This window comes from Kribbella sp. NPDC051587, from assembly GCF_044453945.1.
Classification (GTDB): domain Bacteria; phylum Actinomycetota; class Actinomycetes; order Propionibacteriales; family Kribbellaceae; genus Kribbella.
On sequence record NZ_JBITDE010000005.1, the window covers coordinates 453845 to 468352 of the forward strand.

Below are 14508 nucleotides of genomic sequence, written 5' to 3' on the forward strand. Positions count from 1 at the left end.
GACGGCGGAACGGCTGATCCAGGAGACCCGCGGCATCAGCGGCGCTACCGAAATTCACCTGAAGGGATCTACCGCATGACCACCGGCGACTACGAGTACCTGGCAGAGGTTTGGCCGAACGAGAAGGTCAGCGCTCCCAGCGCGTTGTGGCGTACCGGTGGTGACGTGCCCGAGTACCTGTCGTTGATCGACTGGGAATGGCACGCGGGCGCCCAGGAATTCACGGAGTACCCAGCCGGGACGCTCGTCGCGATCACCGCGGAGGACGCCCAGGCGCTGCAGTCCGACCGGCAGCGCTTCGTCCGGTACTGGTCGTACCAGATCCCGAACGACGAGTCGGAGCCCGCGAAGGAGAACCGGGTCTACCGGCGGCGCAGTAGCCCCGACAAGATCGTGGACGAGGTCTTCGGGCCGGACAACGCGTGGGTCGCCACACCGGTGATCCGCGAGTTCACCGTGGGTTCGCCGGCGGACCGCCCGGAGCTGGTCGCCATCGACCAGGCGGCGGCCGAGCAGCTGATCCAGCAGACCCGCGGCATCACGGGGGCCACGGAGCTGTGAGCTCACCGTGGTACGGCGTCGCCCACGAGGAAGGCCTGGAACTGACCGGGCCGCAGAACCACGCGGTCGAAGTCGCCCTCGCGAAGGCGAAGAAGCGCCAGCACGATCTCGATGTGATCATGTCGGGGGTGGCCGGAGGGCTCACCGAGCTCGGTAGTGAGCTGGTCGGTCTGGCGTACTCCTTGAAGAGCATCGACTCGGCACGCAGCAAGATCGCGCGCAAGGGGCTCGACAAGAACGACACCACCATCGGCGCGTTCACCTACGACTTCAACCGCTACACGATGACGTTCCCGGCGGATCAGTACGCCGAGGGTGCCCAGGCGGCCTTCGACCGTCTTGAGGCACAAGGGTTCCGGCCGCACAACCAGAAGAACCTGTGGAAGCAGCCCGACTACAAGGGCTTCAACACGACCTGGAGTACGCCGGACGGACACAAGTTCGAACTGCAGATCCACACGCCGGAGAGCTGGGCGGCCAAAGAGGACAACCACCTGCTGTACGAGATCGCCCGCGGCGGCGATCTCAACCGGCGGCAGGAGCAGGCCGTGCAGTACCTGCAGGCCGAGCGCTACGTCGACGTGGAAGAACCGGAGGGGCACGGCGACGTCATCACCCCCCTGGACGAGCCGGAGGAGCCGCTGCGCCCACCGACCGACGAAGTCCGGCAGCAGGTCGAGGACAAGATCGAGGCTCTGGAGGAGCTGAAGGCTCAAGCCGCGGAGCTCCGGGCTGAACGGGACCGCGAGGAGGAACGTGAGCGCGAACAGGAGGAAGAGCGCAAGCGTGCGGAGCGGGAAGATGATCGCTCCGAGGAACCGGATGCCCGGCCTCGGGTTCCGGACCCCGAGGAGGAGCGTGCCGACGAGGTTGATCAGTCGGAGCTGACCGAAGACGAGGCTGACACGGAGACCGTCGTACTCGACGAGACCGAACAGCAGCAGGAGTCGGACACCGAGACCGAACAGCAAGCCGAGGCGGACGCTCAGCGCGACGCCGATGACCAGGCCGACGCCGACCAGCAGGCGGAAGCGGACGCCGAGGCGGATGCTGATGCTGAGGCGGATGCTCAGCAAGAGGTCGATCAGCAGGCTGAGGACGACGCGCAGGTCGAGGAAGACCAGCAGGCCAAGGCTGAGGACGATGCTCAGCGCGAGTCTGACGAGCAGGCGGACCAGGAGTCCGAGCAGGAGAACGAGCAGACCGAGACCGAAACTCAGGCCCAATCGGAAACCGAGCAACAGCAAGAGAACGGCACCGAGGCAGACGCACAAGCCGACGCCGACGCACAGGCCGAGGCTGATCAGCAAGCCGACCAAGAGAACGGTCGCGATGGTGATGCCGACGCGGAGGCGGACGGCGAGGAGGTGCCTGCGCCTGAGCCCGAGGCTGACGCGGAGGCTGAGGCTCAGAGCGAGCCTGAGGTTGGTGCTGAAGCCGAGGCGGAGGCTGACACTCAGGCCGACGCTGAGAGCGAGACCGATGCAGAAGCCGACGCTGAGACCGAAACCGAAGCTGAGGCCGGTACGGAGACCGAAACCGAAGCTGGGGCCGGTACGGAGACCGAAACTCAAGCCGGGACCGAGACGGAAACCGAGAGCGAAGCCGGCGCTGAGACAGAGAGCGACGTCGACGCTGAGACCGAGGCCGGGACCGACACCGAGGCTGAGGGTGGGGTTGAGGACTCGGATGATGCTCGGGTGGCGGCTTCTATGGAGAGTTCTGGTGGGGAGTACGAGGGTGGGGACGACTACTCGTCTGAGGAGCACTCGGCTGGTGACGATATGGGTAGGGAGTGACGATGCCTAAGCCACCGTGGGTTTGGGACGAGAAGGAACCGCAGGAGCGCGAGAGCAACTGGGACAAGCTGGCTGCTTGGGTGGCTTGGCTTGAGGAGGCTTATGCGCCTTGGGTGCTGTTGCCGCCTTGCTGGCCGGTGCATGAGGGGCTGCGGACCGAGTTGACGATGTACTGGTACTGGCATAAGTGGGTGATGTCGGCGGCGGTGAATCCGATCGACGGGGTGCGGTGGCATCAGGAGATCCGGCGGTCGGCGACTGCTTGGCGGGAGTTGGCGACGTGCCGGCATGAACCGCCGGTGGCGCATCACGGGCAGATCATGGCCGCCCGGTTGGTGAAGCGCGACGAGTACCTTGCCCAAGCACGTCGTACAGAGGAGGCATGATGGTGCAGACCCAACCGGTCAGTCCGTTCGTCGAGCCGTGGCGGCCGTCACCGCGGGCGAAGACGGTGATCGCGGTGGTGACCGCGGGAGTTGTGGTGCTGAGTGCCGCGACGTATGTGGTGCAACAGGTCTGGCTGACGCCGCAGGCGACGGTCAAGGGGTACTTCGGTGCGCTCGCCGATCACGACGTCGCGAAGGCAGCGACGTACCTCAAGGACAGCCCCACGTCGACCAGCGACATCGTTGCCTCCGACAAGTACTCCCCGCCCGCGAAACTGAAGGTCGGCAAGATCGAGGACAACAAGGCGAACGTCACTTTCGTCGTCGGCAACAAGCAGGTGAGTGGCGCGATTCCCCTGCACCGCAAGGACGAACTCACTCTCGGCCTGTTCCGCGGCTGGGGCATCGACGGTGACCTGCCGACGATCCAGATCAGTACGGCGGCCCCGGTCGACGTACAGATCAACGGTAAGCCGCTGCCGGAGGACGCGAAGGAATCGCGCAGCCTGCAGGTGTTTCCCGGCCAGTACGTCGTCAGTGTGGTGGACAACCAGTTGCTCGAGAGTGAGCCGGTGACGATCGACGCGGCCTTCGGCGAGAACGAGGCGGCGTTGAATCCGAAGGTCAAGGAGTCCGCGCAGTCCGCGGCCGAGGCCCAGGTCAAGGAGTACCTCCAGGGCTGTGTGACCAAGAACGTGGAGTCCTGCCCGTTCACCTCCTCGGTCACCAAGCCGGTCTGGCGCATCGACTCCTACCCGAAGATCGAGCTGCACCTCACTGACGACGGCGCGGTCACCGTCGAGACCGGCACCACCGGGAAGGCGACCGTCACCGGCACCGGGTACGGCGGTTACCCGGCCAACGAAAGCTCGAACTTCACGGTGTCCGGGCGGCTCACCGTCGAGCAGGGCAAGCTGAAGTTCCAGCCGGAGCAATGATGAGCCAGCCGACCTCGCGCAAGGTGGCCGTGATCGCGTTCGCCGCGAATCTCGTGGTGTGTGGCCTGATCGGCACCGGTCTGCTGTTGGTGCGCACCCCGGGTGACCCGGCGGACGCCGTACCGAAGCCGACCACGAGCAGCACCCCGACCACCTCGACGTCGCCCACTCCGACCGCGAGCGAGAGCGAGACGCCGCCGAGCGAGCCGACCGCTCCGGCGAGTACGCCGACCCCGGCCGGGGACTACAAGGACGTGTTCGGCCCGGGCGGGGTCGTCACCAAGATCCCGAGCGGGTGGACGGGGAAGCCACGGGCCGGCAAGGCCGACACCCAGGCGACCGATCCGGCGCGCCCGACCAGCTTCCTCCGCTACGGCGGTTCGCAGTCGCCGGCCCAGCCGCTGATCGACGTGATGCGGAACGCCGAGCGCAACTTCAGCAAGCAGTACCCCGGCTACAAGTTGATCGCTCTGCGGCCGGAGACGTGGCGTGAGCATGAAGCGGTGACCTGGACGTTCGAGTTCAACACCGCCGACGGCCGCAAGCACGTCGACTCGACGTACTGGCGGGCCGGGCAGAACGACTACGTGATCTATGCGTCGGCGCTGGCCTCGAACTGGCCGGCCATGCAGGAGATCTACAAGACCGCCCGCGATGCGGCCCAGCCGTGACGGCGCCCGATCAGGCAGGACTGGACCAATGACTCTGCATCCCGACGAGGATCCCGCCGCGGCGGTCGAGCGGCTGCATCAGGAGCTGCTCGCGCAGCCCGACAACAACGACCTGCGCGTGCAGATGGCCTGGGCGATCAGGCGGATGACCGAGGCGTCGCTCGCGATCACCGTCTACGAAGTACGGCTGATCGCGAGTGAGCAGCAGCGCGCGATGTGCCGGGAGGCGGCCACGCGCATCCTCGAGCTGGCGCCGTGGGACGACGAGCTCCGGACCTTCGCGAACGGTCTCGCGGCCGAGGTCGAGAGTGGCGGGCAGTGGGTCTGGCAGAACAAGCCGATGGCGATCGCGCTGGCGGTCTGTGCGGTCGTCGTCGGGCTCGGGCTGGTCGTGACCGGCGGCCTCACCGGCGACGTCGTGATCATCGTCGTCGCCGGTGTGCTCAGCAGCGCGGCCCTGGCCGGCATCGTGCTCGGCTTCCGCCGTCAGAGCTGGCAGATCGCCGCCCGCGCGGCCGCGCCGGTCATTCAGTACGCCGGGATCTAACAGTCGCTGCGTTGAGCGGCGTACAGATCGGATACGGCGGGCGCGGGCGACGCGAACCTTCGAATTGGCTCCCCAAACCGATTCGGGGAGAGTTTGCTGCCGCGGAAAGGCCATCTGGGGAGGATCCGCCCCCCGAATCCGTCCTGGATCCGCCCCAAACCGGTTTGGGGCGGGGCTGAGGCGCGGGATGTGCGCTAGTCGGTAACTTTTCGGCGCTATGCGCCAAAAAAGTCACCCATAACGAGCAGGTGCACAGTTGGTCGCGTTCATTGGCAGGTTTTAGGGAGCGTCGGTCGCCAACCGAACCATCCCCCTCAGCCCCGCGCCGGGCCTCAGCCACCCTCTGCTGTCAATCGGCCGCAGCAGCGAGCACCCACATGCCGTACGAAACCGGCCGCATCGCAGCGATCAACTGCGGGGCGGTCGACCCATCCAGTGCCGCCAGGCGGCCGGTTCCGGAATTGTGGGGGGTGGACTGGCGTTACGCCGGACAAGATAGTTTAATAGTGAACTACACCAGTCGAAGGAGGACCCGATGCAGTTCGGGGTGTTCAGCGTCAGTGACGTGACCGAGGATCCGACCACCGGCAAGACGGTGAGCGAGGGCGAGCGGATCAAGTCGATGGTGGCGATCGCGCTGAAGGCCGAAGAGGTCGGGCTGGACGTGTTCGCGACCGGGGAGCACCACAACCCGCCGTTCGTGGCCTCGTCGCCGACGACCATGCTCGGGTTCATCGCGGCACAGACCTCGAAGCTCATCCTGTCCACCTCGACGACGCTGATCACGACCAACGACCCGGTGAAGATCGCCGAGGACTACGCGATGCTGCAGCACCTCGCCGACGGCCGCGTGGACCTGATGATGGGTCGCGGCAACACTGGCCCGGTGTATCCGTGGTTCGGGCAGGACATCCGCAACGGGATCTCGCTCGCGGTCGAGAACTATGCGCTGCTCCGCCGCCTCTGGCGTGAAGATGTCGTCGACTGGGAAGGTAAGTTCCGGACGCCGTTGCAGGGATTCACCTCGACGCCGCGACCGCTGGACGACGTACCGCCGTTCGTGTGGCACGGTTCGATCAGGTCACCGGAGATCGCGGAGCAGGCGGCGTACTACGGCGACGGGTTCTTCCACAACAACATCTTCTGGCCGGTCTCGCACACCAAGCAGATGATCGAGCTGTACCGACGTCGGTTCGAGCACTACGGACACGGCGCCGCGGACCAGGCGATCGTCGGACTCGGTGGGCAAATCTTCATGCGCAAGAACTCACAGGACGCCGTACGGGAGTTCCGGCCGTACTTCGACAACGCGCCGGTGTACGGGCACGGGCCGTCACTGGAGGACTTCACGCGCGAAACGCCTTTGACGGTGGGGAGTCCGCAGGAGGTCATCGAGCGGACACTGTCGTTCCGGGAGCACTTCGGTGACTACCAGCGGCAGTTGTTCCTGATCGACCACGCCGGACTGCCGTTGAAGACCGTGCTGGAGCAGCTGGACATCCTCGGCGAAGAGGTCGTTCCCGTGCTGCGCAAGGAGTTTGCCGCCCTCAAGCCGGCCCACGTGCCGGACGCACCGACCCATGAGTCGCTGAAGACCGCGGCCGCGCGGGCCCGCGATTTGGAGACACTATGACCGAGCGCGTGATCGCCGTCGTGACGGCCGGGCTGACGACACCGTCGTCCTCCCGGCTGCTCGCCGACCAACTGGCGGCCGCCGTACGCGATGAACTGTCGGCCCGTGGGCAGACGGCGCGGACCGAGACGATCGAGGTCCGCGACTACGCCCACGACCTGACCAACAACCTGCTCACCGGCTTCCCGTCGGCCGAGCTGGAGAAGGTCCTCACCACCGTCACGAACGCCGACGCACTGATCGTGGTCTCGCCGACCTTCTCCGCGTCGTACAGCGGGCTGTTCAAGATGTTCTTCGACGTCCTCGACGACCAGGCCCTGGCCGGCAAGCCGGTATTGCTCGGCGCGACCGGCGGTACCGAGCGCCACTCCCTGGTTCTCGACTACGCCCTCCGCCCCCTCTTCGCCTACCTCAAGGCCCTCCCCGTCCCCACCGGCGTCTACGCCGCCTCCACCGACTGGGGCCCGAACGCCGCCAAGCTCCGCCCCCGCATCACCCAAGCCGCCACCGAACTGGTCAGCACCCTCCACCACGAAACCCCCGTGAAGCCCGACCCCTACGCCAACCCGACCCCCTTCGAGGACCTGCTGAATAGCTGATACTTGGAGCATGAGGCGATGGGCAGCGTTGTGCTTCGTGCTGAGCGGGCTCGCGCTCGCGGTTGGTTGGACGACGCGCGATCTCGACCATCGGCTCGACGGGGCGCCGACGGCAATCGCGACGGTGCTGGATGTCACGAACCCCGTGAAGGCTGAGTCCTACCTCGACCTCGAGCTCACGCTGCCCGACGGGCAGGTTGTGCACACGACCACCTCGGACTTCCTCGACGTACCCAAGAAGGGCGACGAGATGCAGGTCGAGTACGCCGTGGACGGCAAGGATCTGCTCGTCCGCGAGGTCGGCGTGGGCTCGGATCGCCCCGGCCTGGGCAGCCTGATCGCGGCCGGCGCGTCAGCCGTGATCGGCCTGGTGCTCCTGATTCTTCGAACGCGAGGCGATCAGCAGAGCGATGCCGTCAAGAATCCGGTCCAGCCCGAACGCTAGTGCGTGGGCCGGGTCGACGGTGGACTGGAAGTATTCGCCGACTGAGGTGCCGACGCGGCCGGCGATGGGGAAGGCGACGACCGAACCGGCCATGACGTGGGTGAGGGTCGGCGCGATCTGACGCCACCACTCCTCGTCGCTCAGGCCGGAGTCGCGTTGGGTGCGGACCTGCTCGGCCCCGGCGCGCGCCGTACCGGTGACGTGGGTCAGCACCAGCGTGAGAGCTGAGTCCATCTCGACGTCGGTGAGGCCGAGGCCGTCGAGGGGGCGGAGCTCGGCTTCGTATTTCAGGGTGATGTTCGGGCCCAGCGCCGTCCGCATCGTGGGGACCTCGTGGATCCACGGATGCCGGACCAGTACGTCGAAGTTGCGGTGCGCGACGAACTCCAGCGCGGCCCGCCAGTCGGCCTGACGCGCCGGCTCGTCCACGTCGGCGTACAGGTCGCCGTACACGCGGTCGAACATCAGGTCGGTGAGCTCGGCCTTGCCCGGGACGTGCGTGTAGAGCGTCATCGTGCCGGCCTTCAGCCGCTCGGCGATCACGCGCATCGAGACCGCCTCGAGGCCCTCGGCGTCGGCCACCGAGATCGCGGCGTCGACGACCGCCTGCACGGTCAGCCCCGAGCGGCCGGGCTTGGTGTGACTGCCCCAGAGCAGCGCCAGACTGCGCGCCGGATCGGCCGCCGCCACCTTTTTTCCAGCCACCGGAACAAACTCCCACCGCTCGTCGTTGTCCCGATCGTACCTGAGTCGTACAGTGTACGGTACAGTCTACGACTCAACCCTGACAGAGAGGTGGAGAGTGACGAGGCAACAGGTGATCGAGGCCGCCGAGGTGCGGAAGAACTACCGCGGCGGCACCGAGGGGGCAGGCCTGAACGGCTTCGATCTCGAAGTCACCGCCGGAACCGTGACGGGCCTGCTCGGCCCCAACGGCGCCGGCAAGACAACAGCCGTGCGGATCCTGTCCACACTGCTTCAACTGGACTCCGGTACGGCGTCCGTCGCCGGGTACGACGTGAGTCGCCAAGGAGCCGAGGTACGGCGGCGGATCGGGCTCGTCGGGCAGTACGCGGCGATCGACGAGGTGCTGACCGGTCGGCAGAACCTCACCATGTTCGGCCGGCTCAACCATCTCGGCCACACCAAGTCGGTACGGCGTGCCGACGAGCTGCTCGAGCAATTCAGCCTGACCGCAGCGGCCGGGCAGGCGGTCAGCAAGTACTCCGGCGGCATGCGTCGCCGGCTCGACCTCGCGGCGAGCCTGATCGTGGCGCCGACCGTCCTGTTCGTGGACGAACCCACCACCGGCCTGGACCCCGGCGGCCGCCGAGAGGTCTGGACGGCGATCCGGCAACTCGTCGACAACGGCACGACCGTGCTGCTCACCACGCAGTACCTGGAGGAGGCGGACCAGCTGGCGGATCGGATCTCGATGCTCAAGGACGGCAAGGTCGTCGCGGAGGGAACGCCGGACGCGTTGAAGTCCCAGCTCGGTTCGGACTGGCTGGACCTGGTCCTCGTCGATCCGGCCGAGGTCGAGCAGGTACGGCGGCTGGCCGAGCCGCTCGCGGACGGCGACATCCGCGTCGAGGGCAGCCGGATCAGCGTTCCGGTCAAGGACCGCACCCGGGCCCTGACACTGATCGCCAATTCGTTACATGAGGCAAGAATCGAACCGGAGGACATCACGTTACGCAGACCGACGCTGGACGAAGTGTTCCTGCACCTGACCGGACCGGCCGCATGAGCGCGCTCGGTTGGACCATCGCCGACGGGTGGACGATCACCCGCCGTACCCTCACGCACTGGCGGATGCAGCCCGGGCTGATCATCTTCTCCTGGTTCTTCCCGGTGCTGATGCTGCTGCTGTTCGGCGGCCTGCTGGGCGGCGCGATGGAGTTCCCCGACGGGGAGTCGTACTACGAACTCCTGGTGCCGGGCATCTTCGCGCTGACCATGCTCTTCGGGCTCGAAGGCACCATGACCGCCGTCACCCAGGACAAGGAGAAGGGCGTGACGGACCGGTTCCGTTCGCTCCCGATGAGCTCCGCAGCGGTCGTTCTCGGTCGCTGCATGGCGGACATGCTCGACACGATCGTGGCGCTCGCCGTACTGGCTGTTACCGGGCTCGCGCTCGGCTGGCGCTGGCATGACGGGCTACCGTCGGCACTGGCCGCCTTCGGACTGCTGCTCCTGCTGCGATTCGCCTTGCTGTGGATCGGAATCTTCATCGGGCTGTCCGTGAAGAACGCCCAAAGCATCACGATCGTCCAGGTGCTCGTTTGGCCGCTCGGCTTCCTGTCCAGCACCTTCGTCGCGACCTCCACGATGCCGGCCTGGCTGGGCACGATCGCCCAGTGGAGCCCGCTGTCGGCCACCGCCACCGCATCCCGAACCCTCTTCGGCAACCCCGACCCATCGACCACCACGACCTGGATCGGCAGTCACTCGGTCCTGATGGCGGTCATCACTCCACTCCTGCTGACCGCCATCTTCCTGCCGCTCTCCGCCCACCGCTACCGCACCCTGTCCCGCTGACCCAAAGGGGGCTCCGGCACACCGCCGGGGCCCCTACGGCATCAACTGACCGCCGTTGACCTCGACGATCTGGCCGGTCACGTACGACGCCATCCGCTCCGAGGCGAGGAACAGGATCGTGCCGACACACTCATGCGGCGTACCGGTCCGGCCCATCGGGATCGTGGTGAGCATCGCCTTCAGCTGCTCCGCACCGGTGTGCCGGTCGTGGAACGGCGTACTGATCACGCCCGGCGAGATCGCGTTGACCCGGATCCCGTCCGGCGCGAGCTCCTTGGCGAGACCGCGGGTGAACGTGCTGACCGCGCCCTTGCTGGTCGCGTACACGACCGAGCCGCCACCGCCGCCGTGCCGCCCGGCGATCGACGTGACGTTGACGATCGACCCGCCGCCCTGGGCCCGGAACACCGGCACGATCCGCCGGCTGAGCGCGAACACCGACGTCAGGTTCACGTCCAGGATCCGCTGGAACTCCTCATCCGGTACGTCGACGATCGGTGACCGCTTGACCAGATCCCCGGCGTTGTTCACCAGTACGTCGATCCGCCCGTGCTTGGCCAGTACTTCGTCGACCAGCGCCCCGGCCGCCGCCGGGTCGGCCAGATCCGCTTGGTGGAGCGACGCCGTACCGCCTGCTGTTTGAACCGCACCGACGGTGTGCCGGGCGCCCTCCTCGTTGCGGTGGTAGTGCACGGCGACCGTGGCCCCGGTCTCCGCGAACCCGACCGCGGCAGCTGCCCCGATCCCGCTGCTCGCGCCGGTCACCAACACGATCTGGTCCCTGAAATCCAGATATCCCATACGCCTCATCCTGCCAAAGCCACGCCGGGTGGGGTTTCGTGCGCGCGGCCCGGCGGTAGATTCGTTGAATGGGATACGCGCTGGGGCGGCTCGATCTTCGGCGGTGGCGGACGGCTGATGCACTGCGGTTGACGCAGGCCCATGCCGATCCCGAGATGGTCTATCAGGGCGGGATCGTGGACCGGGCGACCGCGCTGGACTGGATCGGCCGGGTCGCCGATCTGGACAACGGCCACGTGTACGCCGTCGCGGACGCCGACGATCACCCGATCGGCTGTGTCGCGGTGACCAACATCGACCGCCATCAGGTCGGCTGGACGTGGTACTGGACACTCGCCGAGGTCCGCGGCCAGGGCATCGCCCGGGACGCCCTGCGCGCGCTCGCCGACTGGGCCCATCACGACGCCGGCCTCTACCGCCTCGAGCTCGGCCACCGCCTCAACAACCCGGCCTCCTGCGGCGCCGCCGCCAGTGCGGGCTTCCTCCCCGAGGGCGTCGAACGGCACCGCCTCGCCTACGACGGCACCCGGTACGACGTTGAGCGGCACGCCCGGCTCGCGACCGACCCCCTGGTCCCACCGACCCGGCCGGTCACGGTGACCGTTTAGAGCTGGTACGACCGCCAGCGCTCGTCGACGACGTACCCGAGGGCTGCGTTCGCCCCGAGGCTGCCGTCGTTGATCGCGGCGCCGCCGGTGCTGAACCGCGTGATGCCGATGTCGAGGAACGCGAGGATGGACGCGGCCTTCACCGCCTGCCCGACACCCCGACGCCGGTACGACGCGAGCACCGACGTGAACCTGGTGTCGCCCGAGCCCTCGTGCGACCGGATGACCGTCGCACCCACCAGCCGGGACCGATCGAACGCCCCGAACACCCGGTGCTCGGGCCAGAGCCCGCGGGTCTTCTCGAGCTCACCGACGACCCGATGGGTGGCCGGCGTGACCGGGTAATCGTTCTCGTTGAGCTTCTCGAGCGTGTGCAGCGCCTCGGCCGACTCAGCGCCGAGCTCACGCAAGGTCAACCCGGAAGCGGTCGCCCGGCTGACCGCGGTCTCCAGCAGATCCCGGTCGGGATTGGCGAGATGCGCGGCCCACGACTCGCCCACGACCCGGTACCCGGCCGCCTCGAGCTCGGCGCAGCGCGGGTCCGTGTCCTGAACGATCTGAGTGTCGGGCACACGTTGATTGTCGAGTGCCCGACACCAGACCTCAACCCGGTTTAGCCCTCGAGTTTGCGGAGCAGCGGGAGCACGTCCTCGGTGAACTGGGTCAGGAACCGCTCCTGGTCGTTCCCCGGGCCGTGCACGACGAAGTGGTTGAACCCGGCCTCGAGGTACGGCTGGAACTGCTTCACGACCTCTTCGGGGTCAGAGGCGACGATCCAGCGCTTGGCGACCTGCTCGATCGGCAGCTCGTCGGCCAGCCGCTCCATCTCGGTCGCGCTAGTCACGCTGTGCTTCTGCTCCGGGGTCAGCGACAGCGGCGCCCAGAAGCGCGTGTTCTCCAGCGCCTGCGCCGGGTCGCGGTCGTAGGAGACCTTCACCTCGAGCATCCGGTCGATGTCCTCGAACTTCTTGCCGGCCGCCTCGGCGCCTTCCTTGACGGCGGGGATCAGCTTCTCGGTGTAGAGCTCCATGCCCTTACCCGAGGTCGCGATGAACCCGTCACCCACGCGACCGGCGTACTTGGCGACCAGCGGTCCACCCGCGGCGACGTAGATCTTCAACGGGGTCTCGGGGCGGTCGTAGATGAACGCGTCGACGGTCTTGTAGTAGGGACCCTCGGAGCTGACGCCGTCCTTCGTCCACAGGTCGCGGATCAGCTGAACGGCCTCACGCAACCGCGCGTAGCGCTCCTTGAACTCGGGCCACTCGCGACCGGAGACGGCGATCTCGTTCAGCGCCTCACCGGTACCGACACCGAGCATCACGCGGCCCGGGTACAGCTCGCCGAGCGTGGCGAACGCCTGCGCGATCACGGCCGGGTTGTACCGGAAGGTCGGCGTGAGCACCGACGTACCGAGCAGGACCCGGTTCGTCCGCTCACCGACCGCAGCCAGCCACGCGAGCGCGAACGGCGCGTGCCCGCCCTCGTGCCGCCACGGCAGGAAGTGGTCCGACACCGTCACACTGTCGAGCCCCAGCTCCTCGGCCCGGACGGAGTACTCCACGAGATCCCGTGGCCCGAACTGCTCCGCCGACGCCTTGTACCCGACGCGAATGCTCACCCTGCGCTCCCAATCCTCGTCAACCCGTACTCAGACCCCAACGACCTGCAAGGCCGACTTTATGCCGCCCGTCGGTAAGAACACGTAGTAGTGCCCACGGCCCGCCCCGCTCAGGCGTGCCGCCCGTTCGGATCGGCCGCCGGCCCCGACCTCTACGTGTCGCTCCCGACGGCGGCGGTGCTTGACCCGCGGCTTCGGCATCGGACAGGATTGGGCCCGGCGCGGCCCGCGCCTCACCTCCGTTGACCGGCTCCGGCCCGGTCTCGTCGCAGGGGGCAAAGGGACTTCTCGTCTCGGGCCGCTCGTCCTGGTCAACTGCTGCGGACGGGATCGCCGGAGGATCGTGTCTGCGCATGCGGAAGGCCAGATGACAGCGCACAGGAATCTCAAGCGGCGGGTTCGCGCCCGCGCCGCCAAGACGGGTGAGTCCTACACGTCTGCCCTCCGGCACTTCCGCCCGACTCCATCAGGAGAAGACATGCCGGAAGTACTGGCAATTTCCGTCGCCCAGTCGACGGTGCACCAAGACCCCACCGACCCCTCGCTGCTGCGTTCCAGCGGCGCGGAGGTCCGCTCGCTCCTGAAGCAGGCGGCCGCGGCCGGTGCCCGCCTGGTCCACTTCACCGAGGGCGCGCTCAGCTTCCCCAGCAAGGTGATCATGTCGTCGCTCGGCCCCGACGAGATCGGTCCGTCCGACTGGACCAAGGCCGACTGGAAGGTCCTGCAGGAGGAGTTCGACAGCATCGTGAAGCTGTCCGGCGAGCTAGGGGTCTGGACGGTGCTCCCGAGCATCCACCAGCTCCCCGACGCGCGACCGCACAACAGCATGTACGTCGTCTCCGACCAAGGAAAGGTGGTCGCCCGGTACGACGAGCGGATGCTCTCGACCACGAAGATCACCTGGATGTACACCCCGGGTTCCGCGCCGGTGACGTTCGCGGTGGACGGTTTCCGGTTCGGGCTCGCGCTCGGGCTGGATGTGCTCTTCCCGGAACTGTTCACCGAGTACGACCGGCTCGGCGTGGACGGCGTACTGGTCTCGTACTCGACCGCGGGCGTGTCGCACCACGAACACATCGCGGTTCAGGCGCGGGGTTGCGCGGTGAACAACACGTGCTGGATCAGCCTGGCGGTTCCGGCCAACCCGGAAGGTGGACTCCAGTCCGGCGTGATCGATCCGCGCGGGGCCTGGGCCATCCACGCTCCGACGGACGGCTCTCCGGCGGTTGTCACAACCGACGTACGGCATGAGGACGTCACTCAGGTCGGGCGTACGTTCCGGCAGCGGACGCGGGAGCGCGTGAACGGCTAACCCCTCACACATTCGGGTGCTGGCGCGTTCCATGGGCATGAACAGG

Annotated in this window: 17 protein-coding genes; 13 read left to right on the top strand and 4 right to left on the bottom strand. The window is 67.4% G+C overall.

The annotated features are described in order from the left end of the window. Positions 1–75: 75 nt before the first annotated feature. From ACIA49_RS21360 to ACIA49_RS21400, 9 genes are all read left to right on the top strand, one after another. Positions 76–561 carry a hypothetical protein gene (locus ACIA49_RS21360; RefSeq protein WP_396378934.1) on the top strand — a complete coding sequence of 162 codons (486 nt, stop codon included), beginning with the start codon at positions 76–78 and terminating at the stop codon, positions 559–561. After that, complete coding sequence (locus ACIA49_RS21365) at positions 558–2360, top strand: hypothetical protein (RefSeq protein ID WP_396378935.1); 1803 nt, start codon at positions 558–560, stop codon at positions 2358–2360. Before ACIA49_RS21360 ends, ACIA49_RS21365 begins: the two co-directional genes overlap by 4 nt. 2 nt (positions 2361–2362) lie before the next feature. Next, positions 2363–2746 (top strand): hypothetical protein, encoded by a 384-nt coding sequence (locus ACIA49_RS21370; RefSeq protein ID WP_396378936.1) that lies wholly within the window; start codon positions 2363–2365, stop codon positions 2744–2746. Beyond that, entirely contained in the window at positions 2746–3684 is a 939-nt protein-coding gene (locus ACIA49_RS21375; RefSeq protein ID WP_396378937.1) for a hypothetical protein, read from the top strand. The genes ACIA49_RS21370 and ACIA49_RS21375 overlap by 1 nt, the downstream gene beginning before the upstream one ends. Beyond that, entirely contained in the window at positions 3684–4355 is a 672-nt protein-coding gene (locus tag ACIA49_RS21380; protein ID WP_396378938.1) for a hypothetical protein, read from the top strand. Before ACIA49_RS21375 ends, ACIA49_RS21380 begins: the two co-directional genes overlap by 1 nt. Before the next feature lie 28 nt (positions 4356–4383). Beyond that, complete coding sequence (locus tag ACIA49_RS21385) at positions 4384–4902, top strand: hypothetical protein (RefSeq protein WP_396378939.1); 519 nt, start codon at positions 4384–4386, stop codon at positions 4900–4902. 535 nt (positions 4903–5437) lie between these two features. Continuing rightward, entirely contained in the window at positions 5438–6535 is a 1098-nt protein-coding gene (locus ACIA49_RS21390) for an LLM class flavin-dependent oxidoreductase (RefSeq protein ID WP_396378940.1), read from the top strand. Continuing rightward, entirely contained in the window at positions 6532–7134 is a 603-nt protein-coding gene (locus tag ACIA49_RS21395) for an FMN reductase (RefSeq protein WP_396378941.1), read from the top strand. Before ACIA49_RS21390 ends, ACIA49_RS21395 begins: the two co-directional genes overlap by 4 nt. Positions 7135–7144: 10 nt before the next feature. Continuing rightward, positions 7145–7579, top strand: coding sequence for a hypothetical protein (locus ACIA49_RS21400; protein ID WP_396378942.1), 435 nt, complete (start codon positions 7145–7147; stop codon positions 7577–7579). Here the strand turns inward: ACIA49_RS21400 and ACIA49_RS21405 are convergent. After that, positions 7487–8284, bottom strand: coding sequence for a TetR/AcrR family transcriptional regulator (locus tag ACIA49_RS21405; protein ID WP_396378943.1), 798 nt, complete (start codon positions 8282–8284; stop codon positions 7487–7489). The genes ACIA49_RS21400 and ACIA49_RS21405 overlap by 93 nt on opposite strands. Before the next feature lie 97 nt (positions 8285–8381). Between ACIA49_RS21405 and ACIA49_RS21410 the strand changes: the two genes are divergently transcribed. Then, positions 8382–9329, top strand: coding sequence for an ATP-binding cassette domain-containing protein (locus tag ACIA49_RS21410; protein WP_396378944.1), 948 nt, complete (start codon positions 8382–8384; stop codon positions 9327–9329). Further along, entirely contained in the window at positions 9326–10120 is a 795-nt protein-coding gene (locus ACIA49_RS21415) for an ABC transporter permease (protein WP_396378945.1), read from the top strand. Before ACIA49_RS21410 ends, ACIA49_RS21415 begins: the two co-directional genes overlap by 4 nt. A gap of 33 nt (positions 10121–10153) precedes the next feature. Here the strand turns inward: ACIA49_RS21415 and ACIA49_RS21420 are convergent, their stop codons facing one another. After that, on the bottom strand, positions 10154–10921 hold the full coding sequence (locus tag ACIA49_RS21420; RefSeq protein ID WP_396378946.1) for an SDR family NAD(P)-dependent oxidoreductase: 768 nt from the start codon (positions 10919–10921) through the stop codon (positions 10154–10156). A gap of 68 nt (positions 10922–10989) precedes the next feature. On the opposite strand from ACIA49_RS21420, the gene ACIA49_RS21425 reads away from it, so the two are divergent. Continuing rightward, positions 10990–11529: a GNAT family N-acetyltransferase gene (locus ACIA49_RS21425; protein WP_396378947.1), complete on the top strand. Its 540-nt coding sequence runs from the start codon at positions 10990–10992 to the stop codon at positions 11527–11529. Here the strand turns inward: ACIA49_RS21425 and ACIA49_RS21430 are convergent. Then, complete coding sequence (locus ACIA49_RS21430; protein ID WP_396378948.1) at positions 11526–12101, bottom strand: hypothetical protein; 576 nt, start codon at positions 12099–12101, stop codon at positions 11526–11528. The genes ACIA49_RS21425 and ACIA49_RS21430 overlap by 4 nt on opposite strands. Before the next feature lie 41 nt (positions 12102–12142). After that, complete coding sequence (fgd, locus tag ACIA49_RS21435) at positions 12143–13150, bottom strand: glucose-6-phosphate dehydrogenase (coenzyme-F420) (protein ID WP_396378949.1); 1008 nt, start codon at positions 13148–13150, stop codon at positions 12143–12145. Positions 13151–13628: 478 nt separating this feature from the next. On the opposite strand from fgd, the gene ACIA49_RS21440 reads away from it, so the two are divergent. Beyond that, the gene (locus tag ACIA49_RS21440) at positions 13629–14462 is read left to right on the top strand and encodes a carbon-nitrogen hydrolase family protein (RefSeq protein WP_396378950.1); all 834 of its coding nucleotides are present in this window, start codon (positions 13629–13631) and stop codon (positions 14460–14462) included. Positions 14463–14508: the final 46 nt, after the last annotated feature.